The sequence below is a fragment of the Dyadobacter koreensis genome (assembly GCF_900108855.1).
GTDB classification, from domain to species: Bacteria; Bacteroidota; Bacteroidia; order Cytophagales; family Spirosomataceae; genus Dyadobacter; species Dyadobacter koreensis.
In genome coordinates, this window is sequence record NZ_FNXY01000009.1 from 328,229 (window position 1) to 345,724 (window position 17,496).

Genomic DNA, 17,496 nt, shown 5'->3' on the forward strand with positions numbered 1-17,496 from the left:
GAAAAATTAAAACATTGAATTATTGTAAGCGGAAAACTTCCGGGCAAGCGACAACTTTTGGCGAATTATCGGCATTCACTTCCATCAGATCGGCCATATGGTCCCACCATTTTTTCATGATCGGTAAAGATGATAATCCGGAAGTATCTGCATCTGGCGAGAGTTTTTGAAAAGCAAAAAGTGCCAGCGTAACTTCATCCAGAAAAATATAATACTCTTGAATCCCGGCATTTTTCAACAATTCTGACAATTCCGGCCAGATTTCATCATGTCTTTTTTTGTATTCTGCTTCGTTTCCTTTGTTCAATTGCATACGGAAAGCAAGCACGGTATCGTTTTGCATTGGATTAAAGTTTGATTTCAGGCTTAAGACGACGGCTGACCAATTATATCCTATCTAAGCGATAATATTTTTCACCACCTTTCCTTCCGTATCAGTCAGTCTGAAATTTCTTCCCTGAAATGGGTAGGTGAATTTTTCGTGATCAAAACCCATCAGATGGAGAATTGTCGCTTGCAAATCATGCACATGGACACGACCTTTTACACCATAATATCCTAATTCATCCGTTTCCCCATGCGTATATCCTTTTTTAACTCCGCCGCCGGCCATCCACATCGTAAATGCATCCAAATGGTGATCGCGGCCCATGTAAGGCATTACAACCCCATTTCTGTTTTCCTGCATAGGTGTTCTGCCAAATTCAGCACCCCAGATAATCAAGGTTTCATCCAGCAAACCACGCATTTTTAAATCCTGAATTAATGCGGCAACCGGTTTGTCAGAAAGTCTACATTTATTTCTCAATCCTCCTTCAACATTATCGCCCGCCGTGGTGCCATGGCCATCCCAGCCCCAGTCAAAAAGTTGTACAAAACGCACATCATTTTCAACCAGTTTTCTTGCCAAAAGACAATTCATAGCAAATGTCCCTTCGCCTGGTTTCACCCCATACATATCCAGAATAAACTGCGGTTCTTTGGACACATCCATGACCTCAGGCACAGACATTTGCATACGGAAAGCCATTTCATACTGACTGATCCGTGTCAATATTTCCGGATCTTTTACATCGTCGTAGGTTTGTTTATTAATCTCGTTAATCGCTTCAATCGTCTGTTTCCGCATATTCCGGTTCATCCCGTTTGGATCGGTCACATATAAAACCGGATCTCCGCCTGTTCGACATTGCACGCCCTGATAAACGGACGGCAAAAATCCACTTCCGTAAACACTTTTCCCGGCATCAGGTTGTCTGCCACCGGACGCCAAAACGATGAATCCAGGTAAATTCTGATTTTCTGAACCTAACCCATAAACAGACCAGGCACCCAAACTCGGGCGACCCAACCGTGCGCTTCCTGTATGCAACAACAACTGTGCAGGGGCGTGGTTAAACTGGTCCGTATGCATGGCTTTGATGAATGTGATTTCATCTGCAACCGTTTGTAAATAAGGTATATAGTCAGACATCCAGGCACCGGATTGTCCGTATTGATTGAATTTTCCCTGCGGCCCTAACATTTTTGGAACACCCTGGATAAAGGCAAATTTCTTCCCTTCAAGAAATTCAGCCGGACAATCTTTCCCGTGATATTTTTCCAGTTCAGGTTTATAATCAAACAGTTCCAGCTGCGAAGGCGCACCGGCCATATGGATGTATATGACACGCTTTGCTTTTGGTGCAAATTGTGGAATCTTCGCTCCCATCGCTTCGGCTGTCGCACTGGTTTCTGCATTAGAATTACCGCAGGATCCCAAAAGCGAACCTAATCCCAAAGCACCCAGTCCAAAACCAGCCGACTGCAAAAAGTGCCGGCGCGTCTGACTGTGTAGATCAGCATGTTGTAATTCCTTTAATAACTTTTCCATGTCTGTAATCAGTATTAGAATCAGAGAAAATTTCTCCGGTTATTCCTTGGTCACCACATTATCCAGGTTCAGCATCACGTTGGCGGAAATGGTCAATGCGGCCAGTTCAGGTGATTTTCTTTCTTTTCCATATACCAGAATACTATCCACATCAGACGGTTTGTCCCGGTAAGATTTCAATGCATCGCCATATATTTTAACCAAAACCTGCAAACTTTTATCGTTGATTGGCTGGAAAGTCAGAAGTCTGTAACCTTCCCGGAGTTGCTGTTCAGGTGTTTTTCCACGTTTTTGCATGGTGGTCGCAAGTTTTTCGGCTGCTTCCAGATATACAGGATCATTTAAAGTTACCAAAGCCTGCAAAGGCGTATTTGTCAAAATCCTTCTCGACTGACAAAACTCGCGGCTTGGCGCATCAAAAGTAGTCATGGAAGGATACGGTGCCGTACGTTTCCAATAGGTGTAAACCGCCCTGCGATATTTATCTTCTCCTTCGCTCACTTTCCAGCTTTCCCCGCTATATGGCGACAACCAGATTCCTTCCGGCTGTGGCGGCATCACACTTGGACCATACATTTTTCTGGAAAGCAAACCGCAGGCAGCCATCGCCTGGTCACGAACCTGTTCAGCACTCAATCTTACCCGCGGACCTCTTGAAATAAACCGGTTGTAAGGATCCTGTTCTTGTCTGGCTTTATCTGATTTTGAACTTTGCTGATAAGTCGCTGACATAACCATTGTTTTCAGAAGCTTTTTAACGCTCCAATGATCTTGTTCCATAAAGTTTACAGCAAGCCAGTCCAGCAATTCCGGATGTGAAGGCTCGGCTCCTTGTGAGCCAAAATCTTCTACCGTTTCCACAATGCCTCTTCCGAATAACTGCTCCCAAAAACGGTTTACAATCACTCTTGAAGTTAATGCATTATCACGGCTTACCATCCATCTTGCCAGTCCAAGCCGGTTTTTTGGATAATCCTTTGGCATCGGTGCCAATAATTTCGGAACATCCGGTTTTACTTCTGCTCCTTTCACCGACCAGTTTCCTCTGACAAAAACATTGGTTTTTCTTGCAAAATCTCCCGTTCCTTCCCAAACAACCGGCATACTTTCCGTTGACTTGGTTAAAATCGTTGAGTAATCTTTCAGGATTTCGGGATATTCCGGTTCACCAGCTCCTGGCAAAGCTTCCTGAAATGCAAGCCAGGTAATCCGCACCCATTCTGTTGGATTTTTGGTGCTTTTTAAGGTTAGAAAAATATCGTGTTTGCCGGAAATTTTTGGTATTGGCGTGACCAATACCGTATCCCGGGTCGGAACATTCACTTTGGAAATAACCTGTCCGTCAATTTTATCCAGATGGAAAGTCATCACCGCATTTTCTGCTTTGGTAGAAATATTCATTACCAGATTTCCCGCACCAGTCAGATTAACGTTCGGGATCTTGGCATTTCCCTTATCCTTTACACCATAGTAAGAAATAAGCAGCACTGTTGATTCGTCTCCTTTAACGATACTATGTGCATTGATTTTCGGCTCCATCACGCGCATAAACTGCGTGAATTTTTGTGTCTCTTTTGGATTATGTTTATTGATCCAGGATTTCACTTTTTCAACCCTTGCCGAATCATCGCCTTTGTAAAAACGAAGTTTAGGCCATTCGTCCCATACATCTTCATCCCGGGAATTGTTGAAAAACGCCATGTATTTGTAATAATCCTCATGCGGAATCGGATCATACGGATGACTATGACATTGGATGCAGGCGAAAGTGGTTCCCTGCCAAACCTCCCAAGTAGTATTAACACGATCAATCTGGGCTGCAACCCGGAATTCTTCATCGTCCGTTCCGCCTTCATTATTGATCATCGTATTACGGTGAAAAGCCGTGGCGATCATGTTTTCATCGGATGGCATTCCCGTTTTCTTTTCCGGCATCAAATCGCCTGCCAATTGCTCGATCGTAAATTGATCAAAAGGTTTATCCGCATTGAAAGATTTCACTACATAATCCCGGTAACGCCAGATATTTCTGCCGCCGTCACTTTCGTAACCTTTGGTATCAGCATAACGTGCCAGATCCATCCACATGGAAGTCCAGCGTTCACCGTAGGAAGGCGATTTTAACAGCCTGTCGACTACTTTTTCATAAGCATCCGCCGAATTATCTTTTTCAAAATCAGCAACTTCTTTTTCAGTAGGAGGCAGGCCGGTCAGATCCAGGCTTACGCGACGGATTAATGTCGCTTTATCCGCTTCGGGGGAAGGTGAAAGTTTTTCCTGTTTTAATTTTTGAAGAACAAATTCGTCAATTTCGTTTTTAGGCCAGTTGGCATTTCCCGTATTGATAAGTCCAAAAAGGTTCCAGAGATTTTTATTAGAAGGAACTTCCGGTTTTTCAATTCTTTTATAGGCCCAATGTGTTTCCCATTTTGCACCCTGGTTAATCCATTTTTTCAAGGTTTGAATATCCTCATCTTTCAAAGGAGTGCCACCTTTCGGCATCATTTCATCCGGATCTTTTGACAAAATACGGCGTATCATTTCACTGGCATCTGCATCACCACGAACCACAGGAATTTTACCGGATTTTCCGGGTTCCAGCATTTCATGTTCAAACAGAAAACTGACCTCGCCGGCCTGCTTCACACCGCCATGACAACCCATGCAGTTTTTGTTCAATATCGGCTTAACCTCCTCATTATAATCCACCTCATGATCGAAAAATCCCGACCATGAGAAAGATGATATCAAAATCACCACCACACCCAAACCAATAAAATGCCACTTTTTCATTGTCAGGAACTGAATATTAATTTGACCTACTGATCCTTTTAAAAGAACCGGTAACTATAAAAATACTTCCTTTCCTTTAAATTCTGTCAAATTTTATCCGAATAGCTGATTTAAGATTTAGAAGGCGATTTGCGCAAAATAAAATTTTGCAATTTTCTAATTTGTTGCTTTCAATATAACGCTCCCACCGGCTTTACATTTTAATTCTACATAACCATCTTCTGAAACATTAACCGTTACTAACCTGGCTGACAAAGTCTGATATTTTTTAAAAGGCAATTTCAAAGTAGCAATCCCATCTTTTTCCGATTCTATTTTGACTTCTGAGATCTGACCATTTTCTTTTTTAGCACTGATCAAAAACGCACCTTCTGCCCGAAGTTTTTCAAAAGCAATATTCTTCCAGGTTTCGGGAACGGCTGGCATGATCTCTATAAATCCGGCATAACTTTGAAGCAGCATTTCCTGCAAACCAGCCGCGAAAGCGAAGTTGCCCTCCAATGTAAAGGGTCTATATGTAAATTTTGATAACCCGGATTTTGTCTGATCGCCATTGACATGAAAGCTGTTGGGCAGTACAAAAGCTTTGGCAAAAATGGAAAGATCTTTGGCTGCACCTTCACCGTCTTTGGCACGCGCTTTCATATTGGCGAGCCAGGCATAGGAGTATCCGCACCAATAATCCGGGCCGACTTTATCCAGTAACGCAATCGTATTTTTGATGATTGCCTGCGACTTTTCGCCGTCTTCCCATTTGATCAAGCCCAAAGGATGAATCGCCATCATATGTGAAAAATGGCGGTGAGATTCCTGGTAAGGTAAATTGGGCGCAAACATTAATTCTTCATTTTCCGTGATCGCATAATCACCAAACTGAGAAAGTATTTCTTTCCAATGATCTGATTCGGCTACTAAACCCAGTTCCAAAGCAAGTTCAGCTCCGGCTCCGAATGAAAATTTCATCAATGCCAGCTCATAGTTTGTATTTTGCGGAAACCAGGCTTCCAGACTGTTATCTTTAATTTCCGGACTTGAACTGATAGGAAGTTTCCGCTGACCATTTTCGTCTTTGACCGTTATTTTTTCAAGAAAACTGCAAACCTCTTTCACCCATGGATAAGCACGGTTTTTCAGAAAATTTGTGTCCATGCTATACCGCCATTGCAGATAATAGTGATGCGCCAGCCAGGACGAAACCGTCGGCGAAAGTGAATACTGAATCCAGCCACCCATTTCCGTTCCATCCAAAGTGGTTACTCCGGGAACTGCCAGTCCATCAACGCCGAAATACATTTTGGTATAACGCTTGTAATTAGCCAGATTTTCATCCAGATGATCAAAATAACCTAATCCTTCTTCCAGATGATTACCGCTGTAACTCGGCCAGTAACTTAGCTGAGTATTCAAATCGTGATGAAAATCGCCTTTCCACGGCGGGATTCTGCCATTGTCTGCCGTCCAGACGGCCTGCAATGAAATGGGAGGAGCGCCGCGACGGGCTGCGGAGCCGAATTTATATTGTTCAAGATACCATTGTTTTTCAATAACAGGGTCGGGCACATGGATGGCTGATTGATTCCAGAATTTTTTCCACCAATTCGCATGACTAACAAAGTCTTTTTCAAATCCATGCGATATAGTTGTCTTGACAAGTGAAGAGGAGACAGGATTCAGCTTTTTATCAGGGTATTGTGAAGAAATACTCCATACGCCTTCAATTGTGCCTGTTCCAATTTTTTTCCATTGAACAGTTATCTCATATTTAAATCCTCCCCAGCCTTCCTGTTTGTAAATAATGCTGTTTCCTTGTCGATTTACCGTTCCCTGTTTGTAGCCCAATCTGGCCAGATCATCTCCTACCAGCGAATTCACTTCGCCGCCCGATAATTTACCTTCATATTTTGGAGCAATTAATTGAGGATTGATATCAGTTTTAACATTTTCAAACTTAAACCATCCGACGGGTTCCGTCGCGTGAACAAAAGTTTTTAGCGTCAATCCGTCTTCCCACTGAACTTCACATAAAGCTTTGTCTAATGAAAGATGAACGGACTTTACCTTGTTTTTTCCTGCAAAATCAAATTCTAGGGCACCCGCCGGGATTTTTGATGGAGCGGGTTCTTTGTCGTAAGGCGCGTCAAAATATTGCTGAACAGGTTTGTAATCTTTCTTTTCAACCTGTTCCTGGACCCATTTGTAGCTGAATTCTCTCCGGTGCAAACCGGCCATCGGACGCATATCCCAAATGTCGGCGCGATCAAGTGAGAACCGTAATTTTTCTCCGTTTTTCCATATTAATGCGCCAACGGTAGCATTTCCCAGCGGAATTGCTTCGTCCCAAACGATAGCGAGTGAATCAAATTGTAGGTCGTGTTTTTTTGTTGGCTGCGCGGAGGCGTTTATCGCAACAAGAACTAAGAATAATGAGATGGGAATTTTATACATTGATTTAGCAGAATGACAATTAGCGAAATCCTTAATCTTATTACTCCAAAGCACGAAAACCATACTATCTCACGAAAATGCATCCTCAATATGTTTAATATTAATTCCGCCGCTGGAAAGAATTAAAATGGAAATAATATCAAACCGGATATCAAAATGCCAGTCTTTGGTATAAATGTAATTTTCCGCCGCTTTCATGATCAATTTCGCCTTGGTATAATTTACAAATTCCTCCGGCATACCGAAACCCGTGCCGCTTCTGGTTTTGACTTCAACAAAAATCAACGTTTTGTTTTTCTTGACGATCAGGTCAATTTCCGCGTGTTTATGGCGGTAATTTTTTTCAATTATTTCATAACCTTTTCCTTCCAAAAAGGTCAATGCCTGAGTTTCACCCCAGCTTCCGGTTGTGTTGTGTATAGCCATTCGAACATTTTTAGTACAAAATAGTGTTATTGCATAGTAAGTAAAAGAAAACCCAAATCGATTATACGTTTTAATCGATCTTTGATTAGAGCAGTATTTTAAGTAATTGATTTTCCACAGCCGAAAAGGCGTAATTTGTTTCAAACCATTTGATTTGATATTTTCCGTGATCAAATCGATTTCCTTCAGACATGAATACCCTCATTAATAAACTAGTAGAATTCCAGAATTTAGGTCTGATCGATTATCAGGAAGCGTGGGATTACCAGGAAAAATTGTTTGCAGAAACGCTTTCGATAAAAACCAAAAACCGCACACTTCCGGCTGATGAACAATTACTTACACCAAACCGTGTAATTTTCTGTCAGCATCCCCACGTTTATACTTTGGGAAAAAGCGGCAAACAGGATCATTTGTTGTTAAATGAAGAAGATCTGAGCCAGAAGCAGGCGAAATTTTATAGGATCAACCGTGGCGGAGACATTACCTATCACGGTCCGGGGCAACTGGTTGGTTACCCGATTCTTGATCTTGATAATTTTTTCACAGATATTCATAAATATATGCGGACGCTGGAAGAAGCGATTATTCTTACACTGGCCGATTATAATATTACCGCGGGGAGAATCAGTGGATTAACAGGCGTATGGCTTGATTTTGTTGAACAAAAAAATCCAAGAAAAATCTGTGCAATGGGCGTAAAAGCCAGCCGTTGGGTAACGATGCACGGTTTCGCTTTGAATGTGAACACGGATCTGGCTTACTTCGGAAACATTGTCCCTTGCGGGATTGAAGATAAGGCTGTTACCTCGATTTCTCAGGAACTTGGCCATGACGTTGATTTTGATGAAGTTTCGGCACGGTTAAAAAATCACTTAGGAAGTCTTTTTGAAATGAGCTGGACAAATCCATATTATTCAAAAACAGATATTTTAGAAAATTAAGTATAAAGGAAAGAATGAAGAAGGATATAATATTTCATCCGGTAGAAGGCGTGAAGGTTGCAATTGTTCGTAAAATCAACGAACTGAATGAAGCCGAGTGGAATGTCATTGTACTCAATAAAAATAACCAGCCGATCACCGGCGTTTTTGTTACTTCAAAAGGGTATGGAAATACGGAATCGGGTGAAAATGCTGGTATAAAAACATCAACCCTGCGTCACTTTTTCCCGGAAATTAAAGCACAGGATCATGTGGTTGTAGAACCGATCATGCCGGAAGTTTTTCACCTGAATAACGAGTTCTGGATCAGCTATTTCCTTGGAAATCAGATTTACGATAAAAAGTTTATATTCGTGCCGGACAGCATCGTGGAGGACAATATCATCGAAATCGAGCCGCTGGGACTGGAAGGTGTCCTGCATGATTAAAGCATAAATTAACCACACACTATGACAGATGAATTTCGCCGCAAAGCAAAAAATTTTCTCCTTCTCGACATTGAAACCGTAGCCGGTTATGCGTCCTATGACCAGCTTCCGGAGCGGATGCAAAAGCTTTGGGATAAGAAAGCGACGGTGTTGAGAAAAGGCGATGAGAGCGTTTCCAATGAAGAGTATTTTTACGATCGGAGCGCCATTTACGCAGAATTTGGTAAGATTGTGTGCATCGCTTTCGGTGCTTTTTATTGGGATGAAAATAATGAGATAGCCTTCAAAGTCCGCAGCTTCTCCGGCGACGACGAGGTTAAGCTTTTACTTGAATTTAAAGCACTTATAGAAAAATATCCGGCAGAGCAGCTCATTCTGTGCGCCCATAATGGCAGAGAATTTGACTTCCCGTTTCTTTGTCGCCGCATGCTGATCCTGGGCATTGAAATTCCAAAAGCATTACAGATCACGGGTAAAAAGCCCTGGGAAATCCTGCATCAGGATACGATGGACCTCTGGAAATTCGGCGATTATAAGAGTTATACTTCGTTGGATTTGCTGGCTGCGGTTTTTGATATACCCGGCAGCAAAAATGAAATGAGCGGCGATCAGGTTACACGCGTTTATTACGAGGAGAACGATCTCGCTAAAATTTGCCGATATTGCAGAGAAGACGTGGTCGTACTGGCGCAATTATATTTGAAAATGCACAGTTTTCAGCCCGTACGAGCCGATAATATTACAAGAGTGGAATAATTTGACTAGTTTAACAACATGATTATTCCACCTTCCTTAATCAACAATTACTCATAAAACTTCATGAGAGAGAAAAAACCAAATAAAGAATTTAAAGAAAATAAGACCGTCAAAGCGCCGCATGGCATTGTTTCCTATATCGATAGTTTGAAAGCAGATATTGCCGCTTTTTTCGATTTAAATAGCGAACATTCCTTTCGTCCTTTTGACGTACACGCGCATTTTGGCGTAGAGGATCGCAAGGTTCGTGCGCTTTTTAACGAGATTTTACATGAACTTCAGGAATCCGGCCAGATACGCTCAAATGTCGACGGAACATTTACGGCCGCTCCTAATAAACCACAGGCAGATCCTGGCCTTATCGGTCGTGTCGACCGTGTTAACAAAGGCTTTGCTTTTGTGATCGTTGAAGGTCGCGAAGATGATATATATGTGGAAACTGAATTGCTGAACGGTGCCTGGGATGGCGATATCGTGAAGGTTCAGATACTTTCCAAATCAGGAAGAAGACAACAAACGAGCCGCGGAGATTCCGGAAAAACCAGAGTGGAAGGCCGTGTTATTGAAATCGTTGAAAGATCGCAAAAAGAAATCGTCGGGATTATTGAAGTGTGGCCGAAATACGCTGTGGTTCAACCTGATCATAAAAAATTATTTGATCCGATTTTCGTCGAGCCGGAACACCTTCACGGTGCTTCGAATGGCGATAAGGTGATCATAAAAATGACTACCTGGCCAACCAGAACGCGTCAGCCCGAAGGAGAAGTTTTGCATGTTTTGGGACAAGCAGGAGAGAATGATGTAGAAATGCACGCGATCCTGGCTGAATTTGGCTTGCCTTACGAATTCCCCGAATCAGTTGAAAAAGAGGCACAGAAAATTCCGGATGCTATTCCGAAAGAAGAAATTTTAAAACGCCGCGACATGCGTGCGACTTTAACTTTCACGATTGACCCGGCTGATGCGAAAGATTTTGACGATGCGCTTTCGGTGCGTTATCTGGATGAAGGAAATGTAGAAGTTGGCGTGCATATTGCCGACGTATCGCATTACGTTCGCCCTGGTACGGAGCTTGAAAAAGAAGCAAACCGCCGTGCGACTTCGGTATATCTTGTCGACAGGACGGTGCCGATGCTTCCTGAAAAATTATCCAATAATCTTTGTTCACTTCGTCCAAATGAGGATCGGTTAGCTTTCTCTGCCATTTTTGAATTGAGCCCGAAAGGTAAAATTTTGAAAGAATGGTTTGGAAGAACGGTGATCCATTCAGAACGCCGCTATTCGTACGAAGAAGCGCAGCAGGTTTTGGATACAAAAGAAGGAGATTATCCCAACGAATTGACGCTGCTGAACAGCATAGCGAAAATACTTCGGAAAGAACGTTTCAAAAACGGAGCGATCAATTTCGAAACAGCCGAAGTGCGTTTCCGTCTGGATGAAAACGGAAAACCATTAGGCGTTTATCAAAAAGAACGCCACGATTCACATAAGCTGATTGAAGAATTTATGCTCTTGGCGAATAAACGGGTGGCTGAATTTGTGTATTCACTTTCCAAAGGACCGGATAAAAATACGATGGTTTACCGCGTTCACGAAGCGCCGGATCCGGATCGTTTAAAAACATTTGCTTCATTTGTCGCCAAACTAGGACATAAACTGGAAGTCGACGACGAGAAACAAATTGCGAAATCCATGAACAGTATGCTTCATGAAGTGGAAGGAAAACCAGAGCAAAACCTGATTGAATCTTTGGCTGTGAGAACGATGGCAAAAGCGCGGTATAGCGTTGAAGATCTGGGTCACTTTGGTTTGGCTTTCAAACGCTACACGCATTTTACCTCACCCATTCGCCGGTATCCGGACGTAATGGCGCATCGATTGTTGCAGCATTATCTGAACGGCGGAGAATCGGTGAACAGCGAAACCTACGAAGGTGCCTGCAAACATTCATCCGAACGCGAAAGATTGGCCTCTGACGCAGAACGTGCTTCGATTAAGTACAAACAAGTCGAATTCATGAGCACTATGGACAAAGATCGTGTTTTTGATGGTATTATTACAGGCGTAACAGAGTTCGGAATTTTTGTTGAAATAACAGAAACCGCTTCGGAAGGTTTGGTAAGAATGAATGACTTAGGTGATGATTATTATGAACACGATAAAGATAATTACCGTCTGATCGGCCAGCGTACAAAAAAGATCTACACGTTTGGAGACGCCGTGAAAGTGCAAGTAAAAGATACAAATCTGGTCCGCAGAAGCATGGATTTGTACTTGGCTGGCAACACAACTTCTTCCATTCGCTCACGAAATGGCGGTGGTTTTGATGAAAAAAGTGGAAGAAGCTCTCGTGGTTCGTCGTCACGGGATTCCGGAAGAGAAAGAAAACCTTCGGATCGTAAAAAGAAAGCTGCTTCATCAGAACCAAAACCTAAACGCCGGAGGAGGTAAAACCTAAAATCTTTTTACCTGGCCAGGAGTTAAAATTCCTGGCTGCTATAACACACACTAAATGACAATTATTTATAAAGAAGAATCCTATGAAATCATAGGTAGATGCATGGAAGTTCATAATGAGCTTGGACATGGATTTTCAGAGATCGTATATAAGGACGCTCTGGAAATTTTATTTAAGCGATACAGAATTCCATATCTGCGTGAAAAAGAATATCCCGTATATTTTCAAGGAATCATGTTAGCTCATAAATTTTGGGCGGATATGGTCGTATTTGAAAAAATAATTTTGGAAATTAAATGTGTGTCTGTTCTGACAGATGAACATATCTCGCAAACCATCAATTATTTAAAAGTATCAGGTAACAAGCTTGGTCTTCTGGTCAACTTTGGCCGGGGAAAACTTGAATATAAAAGATTGGTTTTTTGAATCGCCTTTAATTTTCTCTTGCCACGAATGCACGAATTTTCACTAATGTTGAGGATGGAATATCTCGGAATGATCCGATTATCCTAATTATGTTAATTCCAGTCAAAATCAAAGTAGATAAGAAGTGTCAAAAATAATATTCGTGCCCAATTAGTGAAAATTCGTGTATTCGTGGCTAGAAAGATCATCGTTGGAAAATGCGCCTTTTTCCTTATATATGAAAAATTGGTTTTGAAATCCACAGCTTTTCGCTTGCCACGAATGCACGAATTTTCACTAATCTTGGGGATGAAGTATCTCGGAATTATGCTAATTCTAGTCAAAATCAAAGTAGATAAGAACTGTCAAAAATAATACTCGTACCCAATTAGTGAAAATTCGTGTATTCGTGGCAGGAAAATAAGTATTAAAGTTATTACCATCCCTTTTCTCTAAAAATCAATTTAGACATGACTTTTCGCGGTAAATTCATTGCAATACTTTTATTACTTTCCTACACCACCTTCGCACAAAATAATCCTGACAAAGAAGAGTGGCAGTCCTTATTTAATGGAAAAGATCTGAAAGGCTGGGATGTTAAAATTGCCGGACATAAGGTCAACGACAATTATAAAAATACCTTCATCGTCGAAGACGGCATGATCCGGGTCAATTATAAGGAATATAAAACTTTCAGCACAGAATATGGGCATATCTATTACAACAAACCATACTCGCACTACCGTTTACGTCTAAAATATCGCTTTACTGGAAACCAGGTGCCGGGCGGGGCTTCCTGGAATGTTCGCAACAGCGGAATTATGCTTCATTCTCAGTCTGCTGCAAGTTTAGGGCTTGATCAGGATTTCCCGGTTTCTTTGGAAATGCAATACCTGGGCGGGCTGAATGCCGGAGAACGCACAACAGGAAACCTTTGCACGCCAGGCACCATCGTTGAGGTCAACGGAAAAATTGACCAGGCACATTGCATCAATTCAACTTCAAAAACGTATGATGGCGATCAATGGGTTTCTGCCGAGGCAATCGTTCTGGGCGATTCTATTGTTCATCATATTATCAATGGTGATGTTGTTTTCACATTTACCAAACCTAAAATCGGCGGAGGTTATGTAGGCAAAGACCATGATTTTAAAGCCGGACATTTCAGTAATGCCGAGGAATGGATCAAAAAAGATGGCACGCCGTTAACGAGTGGTTATATTGCTTTACAGGCTGAAAGTCACCCGATTGACTTCAAAGATATTGAAATTCTGAATCTTCAAGGCTGCATGGATCCAAAAGCTTCCAACTACAAATCGTACTATCAATCTGCTGATAATAAAAGCTGTAAATACAAGAAATAACCGCCTGCCGCAATAACTCCGTATAGTTTTTATATTTTTGCTGAAAAACGGGCGTTACTGCTTCATGAAAAAAACAATTTTCAGGTTCTTATTTGTATTGATCATCCTGGCCGGACTGAACTGGCTGGCTTCTCTATTCTTTTTCCGCTGGGATTTGACGGAAGATAAAAGATATACTATTTCGGACGCAACCAAGCAGCTTTTAAGCAATTTAGATAAAGACGTCACGGTCAACGTTTACCTTTCGGGTGAATTTCCACCTGGATTTGAACGTCTGGAAAGTGCTACCCGCGAAACGCTTGAAGAATTTAAAACATACTCCAACGGACATTTATCCTTCCAGTTTTCTGATCCTTCTGATGCGGCAAGTGAAGATGAACGGAAAAAACAATATCAAAATCTTGTTGATCGCGGCTTAACGCCGACAAATCTTTTTGCCAATGAAGACGGAAAACGCACTGAAAAACTGATTTTTCCTGGAGCGATCGTTCAGGCTGATACGCTTGCAATTCCGGTTCAGCTTTTAAAAGGAAATAAAAGCAGCACTCCCGAGGAACAGTTAAATCAATCTTACGAAAACGTAGAATTCCAATTGGCTTCCGCGATTCGCGTACTTGAAAGTCCTGTCAAGAAGAAAGTTGGCTTACTTGTAAATCATACACAAAAACTCCCACCAGCCCGGCTTAGCGACCTAATCGCCACGATGCAGCAAAGTTATGACGTATTCATGGTCGTAAACGATCCTGAAACTTATGAGGGACTTGATGCTTTGATGATCCTGAAACCTGATGTTCCGTTTTCTGAGGAAGAAAAATACAAACTGGATCAATATGTCATCGGAGGGGGAAAGGCGCTTTTTTTTGTTGACGGAGCCAAAGTGGATAGTGTAAGTCTGGAAGGGAATTATGTACAACCGCTTGATTTAAATCTGAACGATCTTTTTTTCCGTTGGGGAGCCAGGATTAATAACAATCTTGTCAAAGATCTGAATTGTGCGACGATTCCAATGAATGTTGGAAATATGGGCGATAAGCCTGAAATAAAGGCTGTTCCCTGGCGATTTTTTCCTTTACTGAATAATTTTGGGCCAAGTCCGATCACCAGAAATACGGATGCCGTTTATTCCCGGTTTCTGAGTTCTCTGGATACAGTTGGTGGCGCGCCAGGAATTCAGAAAACTCCGCTTTTAATGACTTCGCCCTATACAAATCTGGTCAATACACCAGCCTTAGTTGGTTATAACGAAGCCCGCCAGCAGCCGGATCCTTCTGAATATAAAGGGGGAGTAAAACTCGCAGCAGTACTTTTGGAAGGTTCTTTCAACTCGCTTTTTGAAAACAGGATCTTGCCCAACGATCCGCGTTCGAAAACTTTTAAATCAACAGGGCAGGGGAAAATTATTATTTGCGCTGATGGCGATGTCGTCGTGAATGACTTTGATTACCGCCGAAATACCCCGCTTCCACTAGGTTACGATCGTGCTTCCACCAATATTTTTGGCAATAAAGATTTCGTCATGCATGCGCTGGATTATATGACTGATGAAAATGGAATCATCAATTCACGAAGCAAACAAATCAGTATCCGTGCGCTGGATAAGATTGCGGTGCACAAGGACAAAAAATTCTGGCAAACGCTGAATCTTCTTTTGCCTCTGGTGATTCTCGGTATTTTCGGAGCGATTCGTTACTATATCCGGCGGCGCAAATTTGCCTGATAAATAAGGCGGCAGAGTACATTTTTTTTCTTACTTTTGTTCCCTACCAGACAGATTTTCAGATCTGCCTGGATTTTTTATAATTTTTATTTAACCACTTCCGTCACGAATTATGAAGTTTGTCGTTTCGTCATCGGTACTGCTCAAGCAACTATCTGCAATTAATGGTGTCGTTTCAACGAACCCAATCGTACCTATATTAGAAAACTTTTTACTTTCCCTTGAAGGTAATCGCCTGACTGTTACTGCATCTGATTTGCAGACAGTGATGATTACTGAAATTGAAGTAGAATCCACAGAGAAAGGCGCTATTGCTGTCCCTGCAAAACTTTTGCTGGATACATTACGCGGTCTTCCTGAGCAGCCTATCACGCTTCAGGTTAACAGTGAAACTTTTGGAACAGAGATTATTTCAGACAATGGTCGTTATAAATTATCTGGTGAAAACCCGATCGATTTCCCAAAAACGCCGTCTGTAAACCGCGGACAATCGGTTGATCTGTCTTCTTCTGCTTTGGGCGCTGCAATTGCCAATACGTTGTTTGCAACCAGCACAGATGATTTGAGACCTGCTATGACCGGGGTTTTTGTTCAGATGGGGGTTGAAAATGCAACATTCGTGGCTACCGATGGTCACCGTTTGGTGCGCTACCGTCGTTCTGATATCAAATCGGATGTTGATACTTCCATGATCATTCAGCGTAAGGCTTTGAACTTGCTGAAATCTTGTCTGCCTTCTGATGATGTTCCTGTAAAAGCTGAATTTACTGCGTCCAACGCATTTTTCAGTTTTGGAAATATCCGTATGATCTGTCGTTTGATCGATGAGCGTTTCCCGGATTACGAAAATGCAATTCCGACAAACAATCCCAATACGCTGACGATTGGCCGGATGGAAATTCTGAGCTCATTGCGTCGTATTTCCATTTATTCAAACCGTACCACACACCAGGTTCGTCTGAAAATGTCTTTGAATGATCTTGTAATTTCTGCGGAAGATCTTGATTACTCAAATGAAGCGAACGAACGTTTAATGTGCGAGTACAACGGCGATGCCATGGAAATTGGTTTCAACGCCAAATTCCTTATTGAGGTACTTGGAAACTTGTCAAGCAAAACCATTACATTCGAACTTTCTGCACCTAACCGTGCCGGTTTAATTATCCCGGTTGATCAGGAAGAAAATGAAGATATTCTTATGCTGGTCATGCCGGTAATGTTGAATACTTACGTTTAGAAGATATAGCTATCGAAATTGAGATATTAGTCTATCTTAATTTTTGTTAAAATAATAAAAAATGCCAGTAGGAAATTCCTGCTGGCATTTTTTATATGTCTGGAAATCAGCATATTAAACTTGATAAACTGATATTTTCAACTATAAGTACGAAAATAATCGTAATAGACCCTTGCAAATACGAATCTTTTCGTAGACATTTGTTACGAACTAAATCGTACATAGTCAATTTATCCTTTTGAATTGAAAATCAAATTACTAAAATTTTATTAGCCATGATCATAAAACCAACAGAATCTGAACTGGAAATTTTGAACTACTTATGGAAAGAAGGCCCTTCGACTGTGAGGCAAGTTCATGATTTCCTTTCTGCATCCAAAGACACAGGTTACACTACGACCCTTAAACTGATGCAGATTATGCATGACAAAGGCGTTTTGTATAGAACCGAAAGCGGCCGCTCTCACATTTACGTAGCCTTACTAGACGAAGAAGAAACGCAGCAGGATTTGCTTGGACGTTTTGTTGAATCAACATTCCGTGGTTCTGCTGCCCGTTTGGTCATGCAGGCTTTGGGAAATCACTCAACTTCTAAAGAAGAATTAGATGAAATTCGTGAATTGTTAAACAACCTTGAAAACAAAAAATAG

14 protein-coding genes are annotated in these 17,496 nt (G+C 41.7%); 9 read left to right on the forward strand and 5 right to left on the reverse strand.

Features of this window, described 5'->3' with window-relative positions; all coding sequences use genetic code 11:
• Positions 1–19: 19 nt before the first annotated feature.
• From BMY70_RS26615 to BMY70_RS26635, 5 genes are all read right to left on the reverse strand, one after another.
• Entirely contained in the window at positions 20–343 is a 324-nt protein-coding gene (locus BMY70_RS26615; protein ID WP_090340662.1) for an L-rhamnose mutarotase, read from the reverse strand.
• A 54-nt stretch (positions 344–397) separates the two neighbouring features.
• The gene (locus BMY70_RS26620; protein ID WP_090340665.1) at positions 398–1,873 is read right to left on the reverse strand and encodes a DUF1501 domain-containing protein; all 1,476 of its coding nucleotides are present in this window, start codon (positions 1,871–1,873) and stop codon (positions 398–400) included.
• Positions 1,874–1,912: 39 nt separating this feature from the next.
• Positions 1,913–4,666 (reverse strand): DUF1553 domain-containing protein, encoded by a 2,754-nt coding sequence (locus BMY70_RS26625; protein WP_090340668.1) that lies wholly within the window; start codon positions 4,664–4,666, stop codon positions 1,913–1,915.
• 156 nt (positions 4,667–4,822) lie between these two features.
• On the reverse strand, positions 4,823–7,111 hold the full coding sequence (locus BMY70_RS26630; protein ID WP_090340671.1) for a glycosyl hydrolase family 95 catalytic domain-containing protein: 2,289 nt from the start codon (positions 7,109–7,111) through the stop codon (positions 4,823–4,825).
• 69 nt (positions 7,112–7,180) lie between these two features.
• Entirely contained in the window at positions 7,181–7,537 is a 357-nt protein-coding gene (locus BMY70_RS26635; RefSeq protein ID WP_090340673.1) for a YraN family protein, read from the reverse strand.
• 191 nt (positions 7,538–7,728) lie between these two features.
• On the opposite strand from BMY70_RS26635, the gene lipB reads away from it, so the two are divergent.
• From lipB to BMY70_RS26680, 9 genes are all read left to right on the forward strand, one after another.
• Positions 7,729–8,481: a lipoyl(octanoyl) transferase LipB gene (gene lipB / locus BMY70_RS26640; RefSeq protein ID WP_090340676.1), complete on the forward strand. Its 753-nt coding sequence runs from the start codon at positions 7,729–7,731 to the stop codon at positions 8,479–8,481.
• 14 nt (positions 8,482–8,495) lie between these two features.
• Complete coding sequence (locus tag BMY70_RS26645) at positions 8,496–8,909, forward strand: hypothetical protein (protein WP_090340679.1); 414 nt, start codon at positions 8,496–8,498, stop codon at positions 8,907–8,909.
• A 21-nt stretch (positions 8,910–8,930) separates the two neighbouring features.
• Positions 8,931–9,665: a 3'-5' exonuclease gene (locus tag BMY70_RS26650; protein WP_090340682.1), complete on the forward strand. Its 735-nt coding sequence runs from the start codon at positions 8,931–8,933 to the stop codon at positions 9,663–9,665.
• 63 nt (positions 9,666–9,728) lie between these two features.
• On the forward strand, positions 9,729–12,116 hold the full coding sequence (rnr, locus tag BMY70_RS26655; RefSeq protein ID WP_090340685.1) for a ribonuclease R: 2,388 nt from the start codon (positions 9,729–9,731) through the stop codon (positions 12,114–12,116).
• A gap of 61 nt (positions 12,117–12,177) precedes the next feature.
• Positions 12,178–12,549, forward strand: a complete 372-nt coding sequence (locus BMY70_RS26660) for a GxxExxY protein (protein ID WP_090340687.1) — start codon at positions 12,178–12,180, stop codon at positions 12,547–12,549.
• A gap of 449 nt (positions 12,550–12,998) precedes the next feature.
• Entirely contained in the window at positions 12,999–13,892 is an 894-nt protein-coding gene (locus tag BMY70_RS26665; protein ID WP_090340689.1) for a 3-keto-disaccharide hydrolase, read from the forward strand.
• A gap of 64 nt (positions 13,893–13,956) precedes the next feature.
• On the forward strand, positions 13,957–15,609 hold the full coding sequence (gldG, locus tag BMY70_RS26670) for a gliding motility-associated ABC transporter substrate-binding protein GldG (protein ID WP_090340692.1): 1,653 nt from the start codon (positions 13,957–13,959) through the stop codon (positions 15,607–15,609).
• A 112-nt stretch (positions 15,610–15,721) separates the two neighbouring features.
• Entirely contained in the window at positions 15,722–16,846 is a 1,125-nt protein-coding gene (dnaN, locus tag BMY70_RS26675) for a DNA polymerase III subunit beta (RefSeq protein ID WP_090340695.1), read from the forward strand.
• A 275-nt stretch (positions 16,847–17,121) separates the two neighbouring features.
• Positions 17,122–17,496 (forward strand): BlaI/MecI/CopY family transcriptional regulator, encoded by a 375-nt coding sequence (locus tag BMY70_RS26680; RefSeq protein WP_090340698.1) that lies wholly within the window; start codon positions 17,122–17,124, stop codon positions 17,494–17,496.

Excerpts from the sequence above, each read along its gene's own strand:
- BMY70_RS26635 (WP_090340673.1), bottom strand. The coding sequence starts at position 7,537 with ATGGCTATACACAACACAACCGGAAGCTGGGGTGAAACTCAGGCATTG.
- BMY70_RS26650 (WP_090340682.1), top strand. The coding sequence starts at position 8,931 with ATGACAGATGAATTTCGCCGCAAAGCAAAAAATTTTCTCCTTCTCGAC.
- BMY70_RS26615 (WP_090340662.1), bottom strand. The coding sequence starts at position 343 with ATGCAAAACGATACCGTGCTTGCTTTCCGTATGCAATTGAACAAAGGA.
- BMY70_RS26620 (WP_090340665.1), bottom strand. The coding sequence starts at position 1,873 with ATGGAAAAGTTATTAAAGGAATTACAACATGCTGATCTACACAGTCAG.
- BMY70_RS26665 (WP_090340689.1), top strand. The coding sequence starts at position 12,999 with ATGACTTTTCGCGGTAAATTCATTGCAATACTTTTATTACTTTCCTAC.
- rnr (WP_090340685.1), top strand. The coding sequence starts at position 9,729 with ATGAGAGAGAAAAAACCAAATAAAGAATTTAAAGAAAATAAGACCGTC.
- dnaN (WP_090340695.1), top strand. The coding sequence starts at position 15,722 with ATGAAGTTTGTCGTTTCGTCATCGGTACTGCTCAAGCAACTATCTGCA.
- BMY70_RS26625 (WP_090340668.1), bottom strand. The coding sequence starts at position 4,666 with ATGAAAAAGTGGCATTTTATTGGTTTGGGTGTGGTGGTGATTTTGATA.
- gldG (WP_090340692.1), top strand. The coding sequence starts at position 13,957 with ATGAAAAAAACAATTTTCAGGTTCTTATTTGTATTGATCATCCTGGCC.
- BMY70_RS26680 (WP_090340698.1), top strand. The coding sequence starts at position 17,122 with ATGATCATAAAACCAACAGAATCTGAACTGGAAATTTTGAACTACTTA.
- lipB (WP_090340676.1), top strand. The coding sequence starts at position 7,729 with ATGAATACCCTCATTAATAAACTAGTAGAATTCCAGAATTTAGGTCTG.
- BMY70_RS26630 (WP_090340671.1), bottom strand. The coding sequence starts at position 7,111 with ATGTATAAAATTCCCATCTCATTATTCTTAGTTCTTGTTGCGATAAAC.
- BMY70_RS26645 (WP_090340679.1), top strand. The coding sequence starts at position 8,496 with ATGAAGAAGGATATAATATTTCATCCGGTAGAAGGCGTGAAGGTTGCA.
- BMY70_RS26660 (WP_090340687.1), top strand. The coding sequence starts at position 12,178 with ATGACAATTATTTATAAAGAAGAATCCTATGAAATCATAGGTAGATGC.